General features: G+C 68.1%; 17 protein-coding genes. 12 read left to right on the top strand and 5 right to left on the bottom strand.

Going from position 1 to position 19,072, the window contains the following annotated elements:
- Positions 1-125 precede the first annotated feature (125 nt).
- Positions 126-824 carry a sugar transferase gene (locus tag DRV84_RS05955; RefSeq protein WP_115978969.1) on the bottom strand — a complete coding sequence of 233 codons (699 nt, stop codon included), beginning with the start codon at positions 822-824 and terminating at the stop codon, positions 126-128.
- Between the two features lie 139 nt (positions 825-963).
- Between DRV84_RS05955 and DRV84_RS05950 the strand changes: the two genes are divergently transcribed.
- Positions 964-2,079, top strand: a complete 1,116-nt coding sequence (locus tag DRV84_RS05950; RefSeq protein ID WP_239994996.1) for a polysaccharide biosynthesis/export family protein — start codon at positions 964-966, stop codon at positions 2,077-2,079.
- Positions 2,080-2,160: 81 nt separating this feature from the next.
- Here DRV84_RS05950 and DRV84_RS05945 read toward each other — a convergent pair whose 3' ends face one another.
- Positions 2,161-2,601 (bottom strand): c-type cytochrome, encoded by a 441-nt coding sequence (locus DRV84_RS05945; protein WP_115978968.1) that lies wholly within the window; start codon positions 2,599-2,601, stop codon positions 2,161-2,163.
- 139 nt (positions 2,602-2,740) lie between these two features.
- On the opposite strand from DRV84_RS05945, the gene DRV84_RS05940 reads away from it, so the two are divergent.
- A complete protein-coding gene (locus tag DRV84_RS05940; protein WP_115978967.1) occupies positions 2,741-3,970 on the top strand; it encodes an MFS transporter in 1,230 nt (409 codons plus the stop codon).
- Positions 3,971-3,979: 9 nt separating this feature from the next.
- Here the strand turns inward: DRV84_RS05940 and DRV84_RS05935 are convergent, their stop codons facing one another.
- Complete coding sequence (locus tag DRV84_RS05935; protein ID WP_115978966.1) at positions 3,980-4,852, bottom strand: PfkB family carbohydrate kinase; 873 nt, start codon at positions 4,850-4,852, stop codon at positions 3,980-3,982.
- Between the two features lie 275 nt (positions 4,853-5,127).
- On the opposite strand from DRV84_RS05935, the gene DRV84_RS15415 reads away from it, so the two are divergent.
- From DRV84_RS15415 to DRV84_RS05915, 5 genes are all read left to right on the top strand, one after another.
- Complete coding sequence (locus DRV84_RS15415; protein WP_147298839.1) at positions 5,128-5,859, top strand: hypothetical protein; 732 nt, start codon at positions 5,128-5,130, stop codon at positions 5,857-5,859.
- On the top strand, positions 5,859-7,844 hold the full coding sequence (locus tag DRV84_RS05930) for a glycosyltransferase (protein ID WP_115978965.1): 1,986 nt from the start codon (positions 5,859-5,861) through the stop codon (positions 7,842-7,844). The genes DRV84_RS15415 and DRV84_RS05930 overlap by 1 nt, the downstream gene beginning before the upstream one ends.
- 70 nt (positions 7,845-7,914) lie before the next feature.
- Entirely contained in the window at positions 7,915-8,595 is a 681-nt protein-coding gene (locus tag DRV84_RS05925; RefSeq protein ID WP_115978964.1) for a sulfotransferase family 2 domain-containing protein, read from the top strand.
- 69 nt (positions 8,596-8,664) lie between these two features.
- A complete protein-coding gene (locus DRV84_RS05920) occupies positions 8,665-9,663 on the top strand; it encodes a sulfotransferase domain-containing protein (protein WP_147298838.1) in 999 nt (332 codons plus the stop codon).
- Between the two features lie 1,128 nt (positions 9,664-10,791).
- The gene (locus tag DRV84_RS05915) at positions 10,792-10,992 is read left to right on the top strand and encodes a hypothetical protein (protein WP_115978962.1); all 201 of its coding nucleotides are present in this window, start codon (positions 10,792-10,794) and stop codon (positions 10,990-10,992) included.
- Between the two features lie 215 nt (positions 10,993-11,207).
- Here DRV84_RS05915 and ubiB read toward each other — a convergent pair whose 3' ends face one another.
- Together ubiB and ubiE are read right to left on the bottom strand one after the other, a co-directional pair.
- Positions 11,208-12,737: a 2-polyprenylphenol 6-hydroxylase gene (gene ubiB, locus DRV84_RS05910; RefSeq protein ID WP_115978961.1), complete on the bottom strand. Its 1,530-nt coding sequence runs from the start codon at positions 12,735-12,737 to the stop codon at positions 11,208-11,210.
- Between the two features lies 1 nt (position 12,738).
- Positions 12,739-13,503: a bifunctional demethylmenaquinone methyltransferase/2-methoxy-6-polyprenyl-1,4-benzoquinol methylase UbiE gene (gene ubiE / locus DRV84_RS05905; RefSeq protein WP_115978960.1), complete on the bottom strand. Its 765-nt coding sequence runs from the start codon at positions 13,501-13,503 to the stop codon at positions 12,739-12,741.
- Positions 13,504-13,601: 98 nt separating this feature from the next.
- On the opposite strand from ubiE, the gene mutM reads away from it, so the two are divergent.
- The 5 genes from mutM to dnaN all read left to right on the top strand — a co-directional run bounded on the left by mutM (position 13,602) and on the right by dnaN (position 18,850).
- Complete coding sequence (gene mutM / locus DRV84_RS05900) at positions 13,602-14,453, top strand: bifunctional DNA-formamidopyrimidine glycosylase/DNA-(apurinic or apyrimidinic site) lyase (RefSeq protein ID WP_115978959.1); 852 nt, start codon at positions 13,602-13,604, stop codon at positions 14,451-14,453.
- A 62-nt stretch (positions 14,454-14,515) separates the two neighbouring features.
- On the top strand, positions 14,516-15,292 hold the full coding sequence (locus DRV84_RS05895; RefSeq protein WP_115978958.1) for an enoyl-CoA hydratase: 777 nt from the start codon (positions 14,516-14,518) through the stop codon (positions 15,290-15,292).
- 157 nt (positions 15,293-15,449) lie between these two features.
- Positions 15,450-15,713: a 30S ribosomal protein S20 gene (rpsT, locus tag DRV84_RS05890; RefSeq protein WP_115978957.1), complete on the top strand. Its 264-nt coding sequence runs from the start codon at positions 15,450-15,452 to the stop codon at positions 15,711-15,713.
- Positions 15,714-16,197: 484 nt separating this feature from the next.
- The gene (gene dnaA, locus DRV84_RS05885) at positions 16,198-17,583 is read left to right on the top strand and encodes a chromosomal replication initiator protein DnaA (protein WP_239995006.1); all 1,386 of its coding nucleotides are present in this window, start codon (positions 16,198-16,200) and stop codon (positions 17,581-17,583) included.
- 148 nt (positions 17,584-17,731) lie between these two features.
- Entirely contained in the window at positions 17,732-18,850 is a 1,119-nt protein-coding gene (gene dnaN / locus DRV84_RS05880; protein WP_115978955.1) for a DNA polymerase III subunit beta, read from the top strand.
- The last annotated feature ends 222 nt before the right edge of the window (positions 18,851-19,072 follow it).

Below are 19,072 nucleotides of genomic sequence, written 5' to 3'. Positions count from 1 at the left end.
GCCGGTGTCCGGGGGCCGCGGGCGCAGCCGAAGCTGCCGCCACAGGGCCGGACCGGGCGCTCACCTGTCGAATGGCCGGTGTTCGTGAATAAACGGTAAACGTGTGAGGGAATACCTAAAAACAATCACAGGTTGCTGCCCCGAGGCGCCCGCCTGCCCACTGCGACGGCGCCCGCTCGGCGTCGCGGCCGGCGGCGGGACGCGCGGCGGCGCGGGACGACGGGCAGGCGCCGCACGACGGTCGCCAGCATGAGCCATGCATCGAGGCAGAGCGTGCGCCGCGCGCGGTAGATCCGGTCCAGCCGCGCCTTGCGGGGCACGCAGCGGCGCATGTAGACGGCGTCCGTCTCGCGCGGCGTGCGGCAGGCGGCGAGCAGGCGCTCCTCCTCGGTATGATAGACGCGCGTAGCCAGTCCAGTGACCCCGGGCCGGGCGCGCAGCACTTCGGCGTAGAGCTCCGGGAAGGCCGCCACGTAGCGCCGCAGCGGCGGGCGCGGGCCGACGAGGCTCATGTCGCCGCGCAGCACGTTCCAGAGCTGCGGCAGTTCGTCGAGCCGCCAGCGCCGCAGCACCCGGCCGGTCGGCGTGATCCGGCCCGCCTTGTCCCCGCCGGAGACGCCCGAGTCGCGGTCCGCGGGCGTCATCGTGCGGAATTTCCACAGCGTGAACGGCCGCCCCGGCGCCTGCATTCGCTCGGAGCGATACAGGACCGGCGCCCCGTCGCGCCACCGCACCGCAGCGGCCACGGCAAGGATCACCGGCGCCAGCAGCAGGGCGAGGGCCAGCGCGACCAGGATGTCGAAAACACGCTTCGCCGGGGTCATGCCTGCCCTGTTGCACCAAAGGCACTGACTGCAACCATAGCACGAAATACCGGCGTTGTGATCTCTTTAATATTGTATAGGCTATCGTTCGAGCGATCACACGGCGGCCCCGGCCGCCGGTTCCGGGAAGGACGCCGACGTGCCGAAGGGGCTTCATGCTTTTCTGGTTCTGGCCGCTGCCGTGCTCGTCGCGGGTTGCAGCCTGCCGCAGGGCGCGGCCCTGCGCTCCGAGATTGTGGAGGCGCGCGGGGGGGAGGATCCCGGGTTTCAGGTCGTCGAGGTGACCCGCGCGATGGTCCCGGAGCTTGCCGCGTGGCCGGCCACGGGGCGGAGCGGCAGCGGCCGATGGCTGCCGGCCACGCGCGGGCCGTCCTCGGCGCTGATCCGGCCGGGGGATCGCGTCACGCTGGTGATCTGGGACAGTCAGGACAACTCGCTGCTGACGTCGCCGGCCCGGCGCAACGCGGTTCTGGAGGGCGCGGAGGTCATGCCCTCGGGCCGCGTCTTCCTGCCCTACGCCGGGGAGGTTGATCTCGCCGGGGCCACGCCGCAGGAGGCCCGCGCGCGCGTGCAGGATGCGCTCGAGGGGATCGCGCCCTCGGTCCAGGTGCAGCTCAGCGTCGAACAGGGCAGCGGGAACGCGGTGGACATCGTCTCGGGCGTGAGCGCGCCGGGCCGGTATCCGCTGAGCTCGCGCGACACCTCGATACTCAGCGTCCTCGCCGCGGCCGGCGGCATCCGCGAGAGCCTGCAGAACCCCCTCGTCCGGCTCATGCGCGAGGGCGAGACCTACGAGATCCGCGCCGAAAGCCTCTTCGCCGAGGCGCGGCGGAACACCCGCCTGCGCGGCGGCGACACCATCGTGGTGGAGGAGGATCCGCGCCACTTCACCGCGCTGGGCGCCGCGGGGACCGAGGATCTCATCCCCTTCCCCGAAGAGGACGTCTCCGCGCTCGAGGCGGTCTCGCTGATGGGCGGTCTCTCGGACCAGCGCGCCGACCCGGAGGGCCTGTTGATCCTGCGCGAATTCGCGCCGGAGGACGTCGGCCGCACGCCCGGGCCGACGCAGCGGCAGGTGATCCTGACCTTCGACCTGACGAGCGCCGACGGGCTCTTCGCCGCGCGCAACGTGCTGGTGAACCCGGGCGACACCGTGCTCGCGACCGAATCGCCCGTGACGCGGGCCGAAACGATCTTCGACCTCGTCGGGCGCGTCTTCGGCGTCACGCGGCAGGCGCGCGACGTCGGTGGCTAGCGTGCCACATGACGACACGGGAAAGAAAAAACGCCGCCCCCGGACCCGGGCGCGGCGTCTCGCCTTGAAAGCGCGTTGCGCTCAGCTCTCGCCGGCGGCGCCGTCGCCGGCCACCTGCATGAGATAGGCGTAGATGTCCTCGTTCCCGTCCTGCAGGCGGAAGGCCATCTTGGAGCGCACGCCGCTGTCGCCGGTGAAGTCACGCAGGAAACCCTGCGGGTCCTGGCTGTAGGCGACGAAGTTCTCCTGCGTCCACTCGAGGCCCATCTCCGCGGCCTTTAGGATGCCGTCGCCGTAGCGGAAGCCCTCGACCTCGGCAGCCGGACCGCCGATCACGCCGTAGAGGTTCGGGCCGACCTGACCGCCGCGCACGATCATCTCGCCGTCGGGGCTCTGGATCATGTGGCAGGCCTTGCAGCGGTTGAACAGGTTCTCGCCCGCGGCCGGATCGCCGGCCTCCTGCGCGACGGCCGGCGCGGCGAGCGTCGCGGCCAGGAACAGCGTGGTGGCTCTCAGGGTCATGGGTCTCTCCCTCGATTGGCTGGAGTCAAAGTTTAGCCCGGTCACGCGCTTGTCAACAGCAGGCCAGCGCCGCGCGCAAGGGCCTTGTGGCGGCGCGCCCGCGCCTTGCGTCCCGCGCGCGCGCGGCCCAAGGGGAGGCATGGGATATCTGCGCTTCCTCCGGGCGAACGCGCCCTGGCTCGCCGCCGGGGTGCTGCTCGCCTTCCTGTCGAGCTTCGGGCAGACCTTCTTCATCGCGGTCTTCGCGGGCGAGATCCGGGCGGAGTTCAGCCTTTCGCACGGCGCGTGGGGGCTGATCTACACCGCCGGCACCGGCGCCTCGGCGCTGGCGATGCTCTACGCCGGCGTGCTGACCGACCGGTTCCGCGCCCGCGCGCTCGGCGCGGCGGTGCTGGCGCTGCTGGCCGGGGCCTGCCTCGTCATGGCGGCGGTGCCTGCGGTCTGGGCGCTGCCGGTCGCCGTGTTCCTGCTGCGCTTCGCGGGGCAGGGCATGACGAGCCACATCGCCCTCGTCGCCATGGCGCGCTGGTTCGTCGCCGCGCGGGGCCGCGCGCTCTCCACCGCGACCCTCGGCGTCGCGGGGGGCGAGGCCTTCCTGCCGCTGATCTTCGTCGCCGCGATGGGCCTCTTCGACTGGCGCGCGCTCTGGGTCGTGGCGGCGGCGGTGGCGCTCGCCGGGATTCCCCTCCTCCTCGCGCTGCTGCGGCGCGAGCGGCTGCCCGCGAGCATGGCGGCCGAGAGCACGGCGACCCTCGGCATGGGCGCGGCACATTGGACGCGAGGCGCGGCCGTGCGCCACTGGCTCTTCTGGTGCATGGCGCCCGCGCTGCTCGGGCCGCCCGCCTTCACCACCGCCTTCTTCTTCCAGCAGGTCCATTTCGCCGAGGTGAAGGGCTGGACGCATCTCGACCTCGTGGCGCTCTTCCCGGTCTACACCGCCACCTCGGTCGCGGCGATGCTGCTCTCGGGCTGGGCCCTCGACCGGCTGGGCACCGCGCGGCTCATGCCGTGGTTCCAGCTGCCGATGGTGGGCGCCTTCCTGCTGCTCGCGCTCGCGCCGACGCCGGCGCTCGCCCTGCCGGGGCTCGTTCTGATGGCGGCGACGACGGGAGCGAACGCGACGCTGCCCAACGCCTTCTGGGCCGAGTTCTACGGCACGCGCCACCTCGGCGCGATCAAGGCGATGGCGGCGGCGATCATGGTGCTCGGCTCGGCGGTCGGGCCGGGCCTCACGGGCACGCTGATCGACGCCGGCCTCGGCATCGAGACGCAGTTCCTCGGCATCGCGGCCTATTTCGTCGCGGCGAGCGCCTGCATGGCCGCGGGCGTCTGGCGCGCCGCGCCCGCCCTTCCGCCGCGCCCGGCGTGACACACCCCGCTACGGCGCGAGCCGCGCGTCCTGCACCTCCTTCAGGTCGGGGATCGCGTCGGCCGTGCCCCGCCGCGCCACCATCAGCGCCGCCGCCACCTGCGCCTGCCCGATCGCCTGCACCATCGGCAGCCCCCGGTCGAGCCCGGCGAGGACATAGCCCGCGAAGGTGTCGCCCGCGCCGGTGGTGTCGACCACCTCGACCTTCGGGGCCGGGAAGCTCCGCTCCCCCTCGGCCCCGTGCCACCGGCACCCCTCGGCGCCCATGGTCACCAAGACGTCACGCACGCCCAGATCCCCGACCCGCCGGCCCAGCGCCGCCTCGAGCTGCTCCGCCTCCACCGCGTTGAGGATCAGGAGATCCAGCACGTCGAGCACCGCGCCCACCGCCTGCGGATCGAAGGGCGCGGCGACATAGGCGGTGGAAAGCCCCATCCGCTTCGCCGTGGCGAGCCAGCCCCCCTGCCCGTTCGTCTCGTTCTGCGCCACGGCCCGGTCGCCCACCCGCGCCTCGGCGAGCGGCGCGTCGCGCACCGCCTCGGGGATGGCGGCGTTGGCGCCGGGCCAGATCAGGATGCTGTTCTCCCCGTCCGGGGCCACGGCGATCACCGCGTGGCCCGTCACCTCGCCCACCTCGGCGACATGGCGCACGTCGACGCCGTATTCCATCAGCCGCTCGACCGCCCAGCGCCCGTCCGGGCCCACCGCGCCCACGTGCACGACCCGCGCCGCCGCCCGCGCCGCCGCGACCGAGAGGTTCGCGCCCTTCCCGCCGAGCCCGCGCATGAGCCCTTCCGCCGCGAGGGTCTCCCCCGGGGCGGGCAGGCGCGGCACGCGATAGGCGTAATCGGCGTTGATCGAGCCGAGGGTCCAGAGGGTCACGTCCGCGGCCCTTCTTCTTGGTCCAAATATCCCCGCCGGAGGCGTATCCCCCGGTACCACAGGCGCCCACGGGAGCCCAGCCGTCCGCCGCGCAAAGCGCATCCTCGGCCCTCTTCCACGGCCGCGCATCCTTGACAACACGAACTCGTGCTTACAACCTGAAGCTGCGTCCACGTGCCCGTGCCAGTCGTTCAGCAGGGAAATTTCCTCGATACACCGGCGAAGCTGCACAACTGCGCGTATAGTGCGAGACGATCGAGTTGCGGAGGTGCCGCGTGACCTCGGAGAGTGTCGATAAATTGACGTCGAGAAAAGACGTGTTGAAAGAAGGAATACAGCGGTTGCACCAGCTCCTGGCGGCCGAGAACGCTTGCCATCCGGGCGCCGAACCCGTTACCTCCGCCGCAGCGGCGGCGGCCCTTCAGAATGGATTCAGTCGGCTTTTCACCGGCCAGAAGAGCATTCCTTCGAAAGCCGTAGAGCCTTACGTCGATTTTTCGAATGGCGTGTGGGCCGGGTTCGAGGCGTTGGACGGGGCGTGCTGGGTCGTAATGGCCTTCGATCCTGCCCATACGGTCACGACATCCGATCTCGATCATACCTCGAAATCACCAAGACTGATTGTTCACCCTGTCGTCACGGGCGCGCAACCACCGCGCTGGGTCACAGTCGAAAGCGATGTGGACAAGAAACCCATCAAAACGGGCTCCACATTGACCATCCGATTGCTGTCGAACTTCGCCTTCCCGGACTCGCGTTCGCCCGGTCATGCAAATACTGTCAGAGTCGCCCTACGATGCGGTTTCAAAAATGGCCATTACGAAGATATCGACGTAGGTCATGTACCCGTCACCACAGCGGTCATGCATCATGAGCAGCCCGCCAGCCTCGACGATTCGCTCGCGCAATCCATACGCCAAGCCGCATCGCTGCGCCTGATCTTGTTTCTCCCGCCCCACGGCGGCTACGTCTTCAATCTTTTCGACCTGTCGCTGGACGTAACGTGATGCGGCTCCTCTTCGTATCCAGCGAAACGCCGCTGTTTCCGGCTGGCGGAATCGCGACCTACCTCGACTACATGGTCCCGGCGCTGAAAGCGCAAGGCCATGATGTCTTCCTGTTCACGTTTCGGGACGCGGAGACCTTCGTGCCGCCGGCTTCCGTTGCGCCGTTCGACGAAGACAAAGTTCATATCGAGCTCATCAATGATCGCACGGTGCACACGCAATTCCCAAGCGCCTCGCACTTTCAGACGGTGTCCCATTATCTCGCGTCACGTCTGATGCAGGTAATAGAGGATCACGACATCGACGTGATCGAGGCGACGGACTGGCAGGCGCCGTGTCTTGCGTTGTTCCAGGCGCTCCAGACGCGCGCGGGTGCGGAAAGACGCCTGTTTTCGACGTTTCACCATGGCTTGAGCGAGGTCATCTTCGAGGCGGATCAGATTGGTTATCCTCAATGGGCGCGCGCGAACGGAGTGGCCGAGCGACAGCAAATGCGGATCAGCGACGTGGTGATCGCCCCATCCGGCGCCAGCGCCGCGCGCTTGAAAACCCTTGGAATCGAGTCCGAAATCCGGATCGTGAGGGAACCATACGCCTTTCGCAATCCCGCGACAACAAATCCCCCAATCCTCGACCAGGTCCAGTATGTCGGACGCCTCTCGGTCCAAAAGGGCATAGACAAGCTCATATATGCCGCGAATGTTCTGCATTCGGTTCAGCCGCTCCGGCGCATCGAGTTAATCGGCCGGGTCGGCTTCACCCCTTTCCGAGAACCTGACATCATCGAATATTGCCGTAAGCGCCTGCGGCCGGAGCTGCGCGACAAACTGCTTTATTCCGATTTCAAGCCCCGCGAGGTGGTGCTCGACCTGCTCCAGCCCGGCGCGATAAGCCCTCATCTGGGCACGGATGAGACCTTTTCTTATGCCTGCATCGAGTCCATCGACGCGGGGCAGGTACCGTTGGTCCGGCGCGGGACGGCCATGGCCGAATTCTTCCCGGAGGACATGCAGCGCCATATTCTCGACTCCCAGATGCGCTCCGTGCGTGAAATTCAGGGTCACTTCGAGGCGATCCTGTCCGACGCCTCACGGATCGTCAGTCGGGTGCAGGAGCATTGTCGCGCGACACTGAATCCAGACACGGTGGCCGGGAACCTGGGCGAAACCTACGCCGAGGCGCGCGACCGCAAGCGCGGGTGGCGTGCCCACGCGATGCCCCGCCGGAAAGCCTCGATCGCCGATGTTACGGTGCTCATACCGGCTTACAAGCCCAACCACGAATTCATGGAAACCGTGGACAGTCTTGTCGCGCAGACAGCAGGAATTCCCAGAGTGCTGATCTGTGACGATGGCACACCCGAAAGCCATCAACCGTGGTTCGCGTATGCCGAGGCCGTGCTGCCGGATTGTACGATCCTGCGCCAACCCAACGCCGGGCTGCTGGCCAGCCGCAACACCCTGATCGAAGCGTGCGAAACGCCCTTGGCGATTTTCCTCGACACCGACGACCTGTTCGCGCCGGAGCTTCTGGAGCACATGCTGGAGGCCTGGAACGAGTCGCCCCGGCAGCCCGACGCCGTGATCCCCCAGCGGCGAAATTTCGGTGAAACCAGCGAGCTGGTGCTGCGGCACCTTCTGGGCGATTACATGCATGTTCTGGAAAACGACTACCGGATGACGGCGCTCATCCGGACCGAGATCCTGTCCGAGATCGGCTTCGACGCCACCCGCCGCAACGGCGAGGGGGATGACTGGATCTTCTGGCTGGACTTCCAAGGCCGCGGATATCGCGGGGTCCTGCTGCCCGAGGCGGGGTTTCTGTATCGATTCCGCAGAGGTTCCATGTCGTGGCCATGGTCCGAGGGCCAGAACGTCGGCACGCAGACCATGCTGCGCGAGGTTGTGCATGAAACGCTTCAGCGCGACCCGGACAAGAGCCTTGCGGTGACCCGCGCAATATTCGCGCGGGCCGTGAGCAAATAGAGGGAATTCTTGGTGAGCGGTTATCCGATGATCAGGAAGCAAGCTTTGAAGAAAGCGGGAAAGTGAGAAAATGATACTGTGTCCCGACTATAAAATTGCCCTCATTCACATCTACAAGACCGGCGGGTCGTCATTGACTCGGATTCTGTCTGAATTCACGCAAGATGGCTTGCGCGGCCCAGGAACACCAACGTTTCAAGGCGACGGGTGGCAGGCGACTTGGCACTTCAAAGGCATGCAACACGCCAAATTCTGCGAAATCGAGAATAAGGTCAGCGCAATAGTCGACAGGGATTGGAGTTATATAGTTGTTTGCCGCGATCCCTATGATTGGTTCGCATCGGTGTTTTATGAGTTTTATTACACAGACCGATCCTGGCTGAAAGGCTCTAATTTCCTTTTTGGCAGATACAGCAAGAACAGATCCTTCGAAGACTTCATTGATTTTTACAATGACTTCAAGGCCGGCTATCCAAATTTTTGGGGGTTCAGTACACAGTTAAGCTTTGTCCGTGGAATCCCACTTGATCAGCTCAAAGTAATAAAGTTCGAGCACTATGAGGTAAACGCCAGGTCCGTTCTCGAGCAGCTCGGGATCCCTGTTCCCGGAATGTATCATGAGTTACAAAAAGGAACGGAGAAACGAGACTTCACTTCCTTCATAAAACAGCATCCGAAGTTCATAAAATTCGTTGCTGAAATTTTTGAAGAAGACTTCGCCTTTTTTGACTACACAATGGAAAGCTTCTGAAACGAGTCATAAGAAGTATTTGGCTTGTTGCTCGGCTTCATGCCTTGCAATCTTGTCAGGAGAGCACTAATGAAACTAGCCATCGTCGCACCGGCGAAATCTGGCAGCACAGCGATTTACAACAGTTGTCGGGCGGCCTTGTCCGGGGATGAGACATGTTACTCCATATTCGAGCCGCAGATGCCGTGGCCCATAAGGAAGCTGCGGAATTACGATTTCAGTGCGACCTTCGTGACGAAAATCATGGCGTCACGCCTTTTGGCCAGCAAATCGGACTTCCACATGGAATGGTTCGACAAAAGAATCCTGCTGGTCCGCGACGTGAAAGACCTGATGGTCAGCGAACTTCTGTTCCGCCCGATGATCGACCCGCTCTCGTTCGGCGAGCAGGCTTTGGCGGAGTTCGTCAAGATGATCGAGGCGAAGGAGCGGGATCCAGGCTCGATCTCGGTATTGCAGCTACACAAGCAAGCCGACGGACTGGGTATTTCCTCGCTCAATTGGGATATCTATCGCGCGATATTGAAGCGCCTTGTTGCGTTGCGTTTCAAGTACGATTTCTGCGTCATCCATTTCGAGGACTACGCGGCGGGTGATTATTCCGGCCTTCGGCAGGTCTTGGGGCGCAAGGTCGGGCCGACGGACCTTTCGACCTCCTGGGTGTCTCATATCCAGAGGAAGGGTAAACACGGCGAATGGCGCAATTGGTTCACAAAGGAAGATATCGAATTCGCCGAGGCGTACTTCAAAGAATACAATGAAGCCTTCGGCTATGAGCCGGTTGGGGCACAGGAACTCAACGACAGCGGGATCGATCCCGAGTTCGGCTCGCAGTATGTGGTCCGCAAGTCGCAGACACGGCGTGAACAAGCCAAGTTGCTCGGAACGCCCGGCGAAGATTATACATCGGAGGAGGATATCGCGCTGTTGGTGTCACGTGCGCGTGACGGATCGGCCAAGCACATCCGCAAGCTTGTCGAGAAACATGCCGAGGGAGCGGTGCCCGATTCAGTTATATCTCCGGCGGGGATCATGGACTTGAAGCAGTTCGGGGAAATTCTGGCCTGAACGTGGCGCCGCTCGGTATGGGCTGTCGATCGCTTGTTCGTGTGAATACGGCTTTGGCGATGCGTGGCACACGGATGTGGTCGGTCGGCTTGGGCGGCTCGTTCCTCGGTACACATAACTAAAAGATGGGAGCGAGCGCGAGCTGGTTTGAGAGGCAAACGGTTTTGGAAGCGTGGGCCTATCACGGGCCTGGCCGCGGCTTCACCCGTGATCATCGGGACGGGGCGTGGTCGGGATCACGAGGCAGTGAGTGTGCGTCGCAGCATTTCAAGGATCTCGGGGCGCCCGGTGCTTTGAACGGAGGTCCGTGCGTCGGGTCAGCGGCGCCGGCCTGGCCGGCCCGGACCGCGTCCTGCTCTCAGGGCAGGGTGCGTCCGGGAGCCGGCTGTCGTCGGCCGATCCCGGCGTGATGTCGGGGGTCGACTCGACCGCACGGCCTGCGTCTCCAGGAGGTGGCGGATGTGTCGGAGCGCGCGCTCCGGGCGATGCGGCGCTAGCGGTCGGAGGCGCCGGGCCCGCGAGCGTCCCCCGGCGAGGCGACCGCGCTTAACGATTTGGTAATGCCATGAAGGTAGGTTCGGTGGATGGATCACCGCCGGGGCCGTGCGATGCGGATCAGTTCGAGACGACGGGGCGCAGCGTCGGCCCCGCCCGCGGGTAGGGGCCTCCGCGCCGCGCGGCGGAGATCCTCGGCCGTGGCGCGGTTGCCACCGATGTGCGCCGGGGCCGACCGGCTGGCGCCGCGATCGCGCCCGCCTCCGCGTCGCGGCGACTTCGCCCGCCCGCTGCGCCGACCCTCCGGCAGAGCCATGCCGCCGACCGCGACCGTGCAGAGGGGCGTCGCGCCCCCGGCTGTGTCGCGCTGCGGGACCGCGGCCCGTCGCGGCCGCTACGGACGGACTGCACGCGGCGCTGGCGAGCGGCCCGCGGTCCGCGCTGCATGACCGGGGGGCCGCCCATCTCCATACGCGCCGAAACGCCGCTCATGTGCAGGGCGCGACCGCCGCCGGCGGCGCCTTCGATCGTCGCGGGTCGACCTCGCGACGGTTCCCGCGCGACGCGGGCGGGCCGGGCGTCTCGGACGACGCCTTCACCCAATAGACTGCAACGCGACATCAGGAGATCACAATGAAGACCTTCACCACGCTCGCCGCCACCGCGGCGCTCACCCTCGGCGCGGCGGCGCCGGCGCTCGCCGACACGAGCGATCCCTTCGCCAAGGCGGACAAACCGGTCGTCTCCTCCCAGGCTGTGCCGACCGTCCCGGTCTGGGCGATCATCGGCGGCGTCGCGACCGTCGTCGCGGTCGCGGCGAGCGACGATACCTGACCGGCTGCTCGCGCACCGCGCGGGCTTCGGGGCGGCCGGGTCCCGGCCGCCCCTCCCGCAGCGGGGCGCCGGCCCGCGCCGGCTGCGGCCCGACCGTCGGGCCCGGGCACGGCGCGCGACGCGAAGCCGCGCCGTGCAGGCGGGCGAGGCAAACGCGTTCGCGCCCTTCGATCCGGCGGGCCGGGCGCGCCCTGCTCGGCCCCCGAGGCGCGCCGCTACAGAAGGCCGAGCGACAGGACGGCCGCCGCCCCGGCCGCGGCGCCGAGCCCGGCCCAGAGGGCCGGCTGCCAGCGGCGCGGCGGCTCCGGGTCCTTCGGCGGGTCCGCCTGACGGATCAGCGCGCTCTCCACGAGCCCCGGCAGCCGCGGTCCGAATCGGGTGAGCACGCGGGCCGTCTCGCGCAGATCGCGCACGACGGCGCGGGGGCCGATGCTTTCCTGGATGTAGTCCTCGACCACGGGGCGCGCGACCTCCCAGATGTTCATCCGCGGGTCGAGCGAGCGGGCGACGCCCTCCACCACGACCATGGTGCGCTGCAGCAGGATGAGCTCGGTCCGCGTCTCCATGCCGAACTTTTCGGTCACCTCGAAGAGATACGCGAGGAGCCGCCCCATCGAGATGCGCGTCGCGTCCATGCCGAAGATCGGCTCGCCCACGGAGCGGAGCGCGCGGGCGAACTCGTGCACGTCCCGGTCCGGGGGCACGTAGCCCGCCTCGAAATGCACCTCGGCGACGCGCAGGTAATCGCGCCGGATGAAACCGTAGAGGATCTCGGCGTAGACCCGACGGGTGTAGGGGTCGATGTAGCCCATGATGCCGAAATCGTAGGCGATGATGTCGCCGTTCGGCGCCACCTTCATGTTGCCCTGGTGCATGTCGCCGTGAAAGTAGCCGTCGCGCAGCGCGTGGCGCAGGAAGAGCTGCAGCACCCGTTCCGACAGCGCGCGGCGGTCGTGCCCGGCCGCGTCCAGCGCCGCGTTGTCGCCGAGCGGCACGCCTTCGGCCCAGCCGAGCGTCATCACCCGCCGCCCCGACAGCGGCCAGACGATGCGCGGCACCTGAAAGCCCGGATCGTCCTTGGTGTTGGCGGCGAATTCCGAGGCGGCGGCGCTTTCGAGGCGCAGGTCGAGCTCGCCGAGAACGACGCTCTCGAAGTGGCCGATCACGTCCATCGGCTTCAGCCGGCGCGAGGCGGGCGACAGCAGTTCGACCACCCGCGCGGCGAAATAGAAGGCGTCGATGTCGCGGCGGAAGGCGCGCTCGATCCCCGGCCGCAGCACCTTGACCGCGACGCGCTCGCCGGTGGTGGCGAGCCGGGCCTGATGCACCTGCGCGAGCGAGGCGGCGGCGACCGGTTCGCCGAAGCTTTCGAAGGTCGCGTCCGGCTCCACGTCGAGCTCGGCGCGGATGGTGGCCTTGGCGTCCTCGACGGTGAAGGGCGGCAGCCGGTCCTGCAGCACGCGCAACTGATCGGCGAGCTCCTGACCCACCACGTCGGGCCGGGTCGAGAGCACCTGTCCGAACTTGATGTAGGCGGGGCCGAGCGCCGTGAGCGCGCGGGTGATCGGCGGCATCGCCGGGTCGCCCGGGTAGCCCAGCCACTTGAAGGGCCAGCCGAGCACGCGCGCGGCGACGCGCAGCGGGCGCGGCGCCTCCATCGCGTCGAGGACCGCGCCCATCGCGCCGGTGCGCTCGAAGGTGGCGCCGGTGCGGATCAGCCGCCAGATGTTGTGAGGGCCCCGCACCTCAGAGCTTCCAGCCGGAGTGCAGCGCCGCGACGCCGATGGTCAGGTTGCGGTATTTCGCCTGCTCGAAGCCGGCCGCGCGGATCATGTCGAGGAAGCGCTCCTGATCGGGGAAGCGCCGGATCGATTCGACGAGGTACTGATAGCTCGCCCGGTCGCGGGTCACGATCTCGCCGATCCAGGGGATCACGTTGAAGGAATAGCGGTCGTAGGCCCATTGCAGCGCGGGCACCGCCACCTGCGAGAACTCGAGCACCATGAGCCGCCCGCCGGGGCGCAGCACGCGGAACGCCTCGGCGAGCGCGTCCTCGGGGCGGGTGACGTTCCGAATGCCGAAGCTGATGGTGTAGACGTCGAAGCTCGCGTCCGGAAAGGGCAGCGCCATCGCGTCCCCCACGAGCCAGTCGAGCCGGTCGTCGAGACTCTGCGCCTCGGCGCGGGCGCGGCCCTCGGCCAGCATCGACTCGGTCAGGTCGAGCACGGTGGCGCGCGCGTCGCCGGCCCGGCGCAGGAAGCGGAAGGCGATGTCGCCCGTGCCGCCGGCCACGTCGAGCAGGTGCTGCCCCGGCCGTGGCGCGAGACAGTCCATCATCGCGTCCTTCCAGGCGCGGTGGATGCCCGCGGACATCAGGTCGTTCATCAGGTCGTAGCGGTTCGCGACCGAGGTGAAGACGCCGCGCACGCGGCCGGCCTTCTCCGCTTCGGGCACCGTGTCGAAACCGAAGTGCGTGGTCGCCTCGGCGCTGTCGCTCGTCTGATCGGTCATGGGGGCCTTGCCGTGCCTGTGGTTCGGCCTTTTTATAAAGCGCCCGCGGGGGCCTGCAATGCGCCCCCGTGCCGCGCGGCCGCGACGAAGGAGCCCGCATGCCCGAATTGCCCGAGGTCGAGACGGTCCGCCGGGGCCTCGCCCCCGTGATGGAGGGGCGCCGCATCCTGACGGCCGAGGTGCGCCGGCCGGACCTGCGCTGGCCGCTGCCCGAGGGCATGGGCGCGCGGCTCGCCGGCGCGCGGGTGCTGCACCTCGGGCGGCGGTCGAAATACCTGCTGGCCGATCTGGACACGGGCGAGACATGGCTCGTGCATCTCGGCATGTCGGGGCGGATACTGGTCTCGGGGCGAATGCTCGGGGACTTCGTGCAGGACCACCCCGCCGCCTCGGCGCACGATCACGTCGTCCTCGAGATGGAGGGCGGCGCGCGGATCACCTTCAACGACCCGCGCCGCTTCGGGGCGATGGACCTGATCCCGACGCCGGAGGTCGAGGGCCACAAGCTCCTCGCCGGGTTGGGGCCCGAGCCGCTCGGCAACGGCTTCTCGGAGGACTATCTCGTGGCGCGGCTCAAGGGACGGCGCACGCCGATGAAGGCCGCGCTCCTCGATCAGGGCGTCGTGGCCGGGCTGGGCAACATCTACGTCTGCGAGGCGCTTTACCGCGCCGGCCTCTCGCCCGTGCGCCGCGCGCATCGCGTCGCGGCGCGGCGTCTGGCGGCGCTGGTGCCGGCGATCCGCGCCGTGCTCACGGACGCGATCGCGGCGGGCGGCTCGTCGCTGCGCGACTACCGGCAGGCGGACGGCGAACTGGGCTATTTCCAGCACACCTTCGACGTCTACGGCCGCGAAGGCGCGCCCTGCCGGCGGGAGGGCTGCGGCGGCACCGTGCGCCGGATCGTGCAGTCCGGGCGGTCGAGTTTCTACTGTCCGGCCTGCCAGACTTAGCTTGAACCGCTGCGCGAGAGTGCTAGCAAGGGCTCTTGACCGACACCAGCGGAGCCAGCTCCATGGCCTACGAGACGATCGTCGTCGAGACCGAAGACCACGTCGCCACCATCAAGCTGAACCGGCCCGACGCGATGAACGCGCTCAACTCGCAGCTTCTGGGCGAGCTGGCGCGCGCGCTCAGGGAGGCGGACACCAACGACAAGGTGCGCTGCATCGTGCTCACCGGCTCGTCCAAGGCCTTCGCCGCGGGCGCCGACATCAAGGAGATGTCGCAGAAGAGCTTCGTGGAGATGTATCTCTCCGATTTCTTCGGCACCGAGCATGAGGCGATCGCCCGCGTCCGCAAGCCGGTGATCGCCGCGGTGTCGGGCTACGCGCTCGGCGGGGGCTGCGAGCTCGCCATGATGTGCGACTTCATCATCGCCGCCGACTCGGCCAAGTTCGGCCAGCCCGAGATCAACCTCGGCGTCATCGCCGGGATCGGCGGCACGCAGCGCCTGACCCGCATGGTGGGCAAGGCCAAGAGCATGGACATGCACCTGACGGGCCGCTTCATGCCCGCCGAGGAAGCCGAGCGCGCGGGCCTCGTCAGCCGCGTGGTGCCGGCCAAGAACCTGATGGAGGAGGCGCAGGCCGCCGCGCAGAAGATCGCCGAGAAGTCGATGCTGACGACGATGGCGGTCAAGGAGGCGGTGAACCGCGCCGAGGAGACCTCCCTCGCCGAGGGGATGCGATTCGAGCGCCGGCTCTTCCACGCGCTCTTCTCGACCGAGGATCAGGCGGAGGGCATGTCGGCCTTCCTCGAGAAGCGCGAGGCGCAGTTCCGCGACCGCTGATCCCGCGGGGGCTTTCCTTTTCCGGCGCGCTGCGCTAAGCGCGCCGGAGACATGCGCGTGGTGCCCGCTCAGGCAGGAGTCGGTCCGCCCCGGACGGGGCGGCGCAGGGCGTCGCGTGCCGGAACGAGATCATGACGAGCCCGGAGGATCCGACCCCATGGCGAACACGCCCCAGGCGCGCAAGCGCGCCCGCCAGAACCAGAAACGCTACGACGTCAACCGCGCGCGCCGCTCGCGCATCCGCACCTTCCTGCGCAAGGTCGAGGAGGCCATCGCCTCGGGTGATCAGGCCGCGGCAGCCGCGGCGCTGCGCGCCGCGCAGCCCGAGATCATGCGCGGCGTGACGAAGGGCGTGATGCACAAGAACACGGCGGCGCGAAAGATATCGCGCCTCGCCAAGCGGGTGAAGGCGCTGGGCTGAGCCGGCGAACGGCACACGCCAAGGCCTTGAAACGACAGGGCGTCCCGGTGCGGGGCGCCCTTTTCTTTCGGAGGGGGCGCGCTGCGGCGGCGCGGATTCTTTAGCCGGGCGCGACGAGTCAAGCGACAAGTTCAGTTGCCGGCGCGCGCGCCCGATTGGTAACTTCAGCCCTGCGAGTCACATCGCCTGGGGGGACAGGTCGGACGGGAACGGTCCAAGGGGACGGACCGGATCGTCCACCCGTTCAGGGTAAGCCGCGGTTTGCGGTTCGGAGCTTTGCGCTCTCGTCGAGCCAGCCCGACGGTGCACCGCCGCGTGCGCGACACGGAATCCACGGGCCGCTGTTCCGGCGCCGCCCGCCCGGTATCCGTGTCCGCGGCCGGTGCCGACCCGGCGCCCCCTCTGGCTGACAGGCGCGCGACAGCGGCCGGTAGGGCGCCGGCGGCAGCGAGGGAGTCGAGAGATGGGGCACAGTCGGACCGTGATGACGCAGGAAGAGTGGGGTCAGCTTCAGGCGACGCTGGAACGCACCGTCGGCAAGAACAACTACCTGAACTGGATCAAGCCGCTCTCCTTCGCGGGCGTGTCCGACGGGGTGGCGACCTTCCACGTGCCCACCAACTTCATGGGCACCTACGTCTCGGACAACTTCGGCGATCTCCTCCTGCATCAGATCGCGGCCGCCGATTCGGACGTGCGGCGCGTCCGCTTCACCGTGCCGAGCGGCGGCGCGCCGCGGCAGGCCCCCGCCGCCTCTGGCGCGCCCGCGCCCGACGCCCCTGCGCCGGAGGCCGAGCCCGCGGCCGCCGCCGCCCCGCGCGACGAGGCGCTGCACGGCGCGCCGCTCGACGCGCGCTTCCGCTTCGACACCTTCGTGGTCGGCAAGCCGAACGAACTCGCACACGCCGCGGCGCGCCGCGTCGCCGAGGGGGGCACGGTGACCTTCAACCCCCTCTTCCTCTACGGGGGCGTCGGCCTCGGCAAGACGCACCTGATGCACGCCATCGCCTGGGAGCTGCGCGAGACGCGGCCGGAGCTCAACGTGCTCTATCTGTCGGCCGAGCAGTTCATGTACCGCTTCATCCAGGCGCTGCGCGAAAAGAAGATGATCGACTTCAAGGAGCTCTTCCGCTCGGTCGACGTGCTGATGGTGGACGACGTGCAGTTCATCGCCGGCAAGGACAGCACGCAGGAGGAGTTCTTCCACACCTTCAACGCGCTCGTGGACGGGCAGAAGCAGATCATCATCTCCGGCGACCGCTCGCCGGGCGAGATCAAGCACCTCGAGGACCGCATCAAGAGCCGGTTGCAGTGCGGCCTCGTCGTCGACCTGCACCCGACCGACTACGAGCTGCGCCTCGGCATCCTGCAGTCCAAGGTGGAGCAGCACCGCGCGCTCTACCCGGACCTGCGGCTGGAGCCGGGCGTGCTGGAGTTTCTCGCGCTGCGCATCTCGACCAACGTCCGCGTGCTCGAGGGGGCGCTGACGCGGCTCTTCGCCTTCGCCTCGCTCGTGGGCCGGACGATCGACATGGACCTCGCGCAGGACTGCCTCGCCGACATCCTGCGCGCCTCGGAGCGCAAGGTCACCGTCGAGGAGATCCAGCGCAAGGTGAGCGAGCACTACAACATCCGCCTGTCGGACCTGATCGGGCCGAAGCGGGTGCGCAGCCTCGCCCGGCCGCGGCAGGTGGCGATGTATCTCGCCAAGCAGCTCACCGCGCGTTCGCTGCCCGAGATCGGGCGGAGCTTCGGCGGGCGGGACCACACCACCGTGATGCACGGGGTCAAGCGCATCGAGGAGTTGCGCGCCGCCGACAGCCAGATCGCCGAGGACCTGGAGATCCTGCGCCGCGCGCTCGAGGGCTGAGACCCCGCGCTCTTCCGCCCTGACGGGCGTCATCGCCCGGGGGCGGCCTTGACCGCTGCCTCCATCCGGCAGACAACTCGGCGAAACTGTTGTGCGGCGGGGCCGAGCCGGTAGGGTGGGCTTCCGGCCGGAACGGAGGGACAGGGGCATGAAGATCAGCATCGAGCGCGGCGCGCTGCTCAGGGCCGTGGCGCAGGCGCAATCGGTCGTGGAACGGCGCAACACCATCCCGATCCTCGCCAACGTGCTGATCGAGGCGGAGGGCGACGCCGTGCGCTTCCGCGCCACCGATCTCGACATCGAGGTGGTGGACCGCGCGCCGGCCACCGTCGAGCGCGCCGGCGGCACCACCGTCAGCGCCGTCACCTTCCACGAGATCGTGCGCAAGCTGCCCGACGGCGCGCTGGTCACGCTGGCCGACGACGCGGCGACGGGGCGCCTCTCGGTCTCGGCGGGGCGGTCGCATTTCACGCTGGCCACGCTGCCGAAGGAGGATTTCCCGGTGATGGCCTCCTCGGAGTACACCGCCAACTTCGCCGCGCCCGCGCCGGTGCTGCGGCGCCTCTTCGACAAGTCGCGCTTCGCCATCTCCACCGAGGAGACGCGCTATTACCTGAACGGCGTCTACATGCATGTCGCCGAGGGCGAGGAGGGCCCCGCGCTGCGCTGCGTGGCGACGGACGGCCACCGCCTCGCCCGGATCGACGCGCCGCTGCCCGCGGGGGCGGAGGAGATGCCGGGCGTGATCGTGCCGCGCAAGACCGTGGGAGAGCTGCGCAAGCTCCTCGACGACGACGACACGGAGATCGCCGTCTCGGTGAGCGAGACCAAGGTGCGCTTCGCCACGCCCGACATCACGCTGACGTCGAAGGTGATCGACGGCACCTTCCCCGATTACGCCCGCGTCATCCCGCAGAACAACACCCGCCGGCTCGAGGTGGACGCCACCGACTTCGCCCGGGCGGTGGACCGGGTCGCCACCGTGAGTTCCGAACGCTCGCGCGCGGTGAAGATGACGATGGAGGACGACCGGCTGATCCTCTCGGTCAACGCGCCCGACGCCGGCGCGGCGGAGGACGAGCTCCCCGTCGCCTATCAGGACGAGCGCCTCGAGATCGGCTTCAACGCGAAATACCTGCAGGAGATCGCGGGGCAGGTGGACCGCGAGAACGCGGTCTTTCTCTTCAACACCTCGGGCGACCCGACGCTCATGCGCGAGGGCGACGACACTTCCGCGATCTACGTGGTGATGCCGATGCGCGTGTGACGCGCATCGGGGACGCCGCGCGCGCGGCGTCGCCTCCGGCGGGGATATTTGGACCAAGAAGAAGGACGGGGGCGGGGCCGGCCTTCATCCCGCACGGCTCGCGCTTTCGCGCGTCCGCTCGCACCGGCGTGCGGAGGTCGTCGCGGACGGTGGTGATCTTGGGGCCGACCGGCGCGGGCGGGACGACCCGTCCGGAGGCGGTCTCGTTCTTCCCGGCGGGCG

Source organism: Rhodosalinus sediminis (genome assembly GCF_003385555.1).
In the GTDB taxonomy this organism is placed as follows: Bacteria; Pseudomonadota; Alphaproteobacteria; order Rhodobacterales; family Rhodobacteraceae; genus Rhodosalinus; species Rhodosalinus sediminis.
This window is presented reverse-complemented; position numbering and strand designations above follow the sequence as displayed.

Bases quoted from the DNA above. Each gene is read 5' to 3' on its own strand.
- dnaN (WP_115978955.1), top strand. From the start codon at position 17,732: ATGAAGATCAGCATCGAGCGCGGCGCGCTGCTCAGGGCCGTGGCGCAG.
- DRV84_RS05915 (WP_115978962.1), top strand. From the start codon at position 10,792: ATGAAGACCTTCACCACGCTCGCCGCCACCGCGGCGCTCACCCTCGGC.
- DRV84_RS05940 (WP_115978967.1), top strand. From the start codon at position 2,741: ATGGGATATCTGCGCTTCCTCCGGGCGAACGCGCCCTGGCTCGCCGCC.
- DRV84_RS05920 (WP_147298838.1), top strand. From the start codon at position 8,665: ATGAAACTAGCCATCGTCGCACCGGCGAAATCTGGCAGCACAGCGATT.
- DRV84_RS05895 (WP_115978958.1), top strand. From the start codon at position 14,516: ATGGCCTACGAGACGATCGTCGTCGAGACCGAAGACCACGTCGCCACC.
- DRV84_RS05955 (WP_115978969.1), bottom strand. From the start codon at position 824: ATGACCCCGGCGAAGCGTGTTTTCGACATCCTGGTCGCGCTGGCCCTC.
- DRV84_RS05945 (WP_115978968.1), bottom strand. From the start codon at position 2,601: ATGACCCTGAGAGCCACCACGCTGTTCCTGGCCGCGACGCTCGCCGCG.
- mutM (WP_115978959.1), top strand. From the start codon at position 13,602: ATGCCCGAATTGCCCGAGGTCGAGACGGTCCGCCGGGGCCTCGCCCCC.
- DRV84_RS05925 (WP_115978964.1), top strand. From the start codon at position 7,915: ATGATACTGTGTCCCGACTATAAAATTGCCCTCATTCACATCTACAAG.
- dnaA (WP_239995006.1), top strand. From the start codon at position 16,198: ATGACGCAGGAAGAGTGGGGTCAGCTTCAGGCGACGCTGGAACGCACC.
- DRV84_RS05930 (WP_115978965.1), top strand. From the start codon at position 5,859: ATGCGGCTCCTCTTCGTATCCAGCGAAACGCCGCTGTTTCCGGCTGGC.
- rpsT (WP_115978957.1), top strand. From the start codon at position 15,450: ATGGCGAACACGCCCCAGGCGCGCAAGCGCGCCCGCCAGAACCAGAAA.
- ubiE (WP_115978960.1), bottom strand. From the start codon at position 13,503: ATGACCGATCAGACGAGCGACAGCGCCGAGGCGACCACGCACTTCGGT.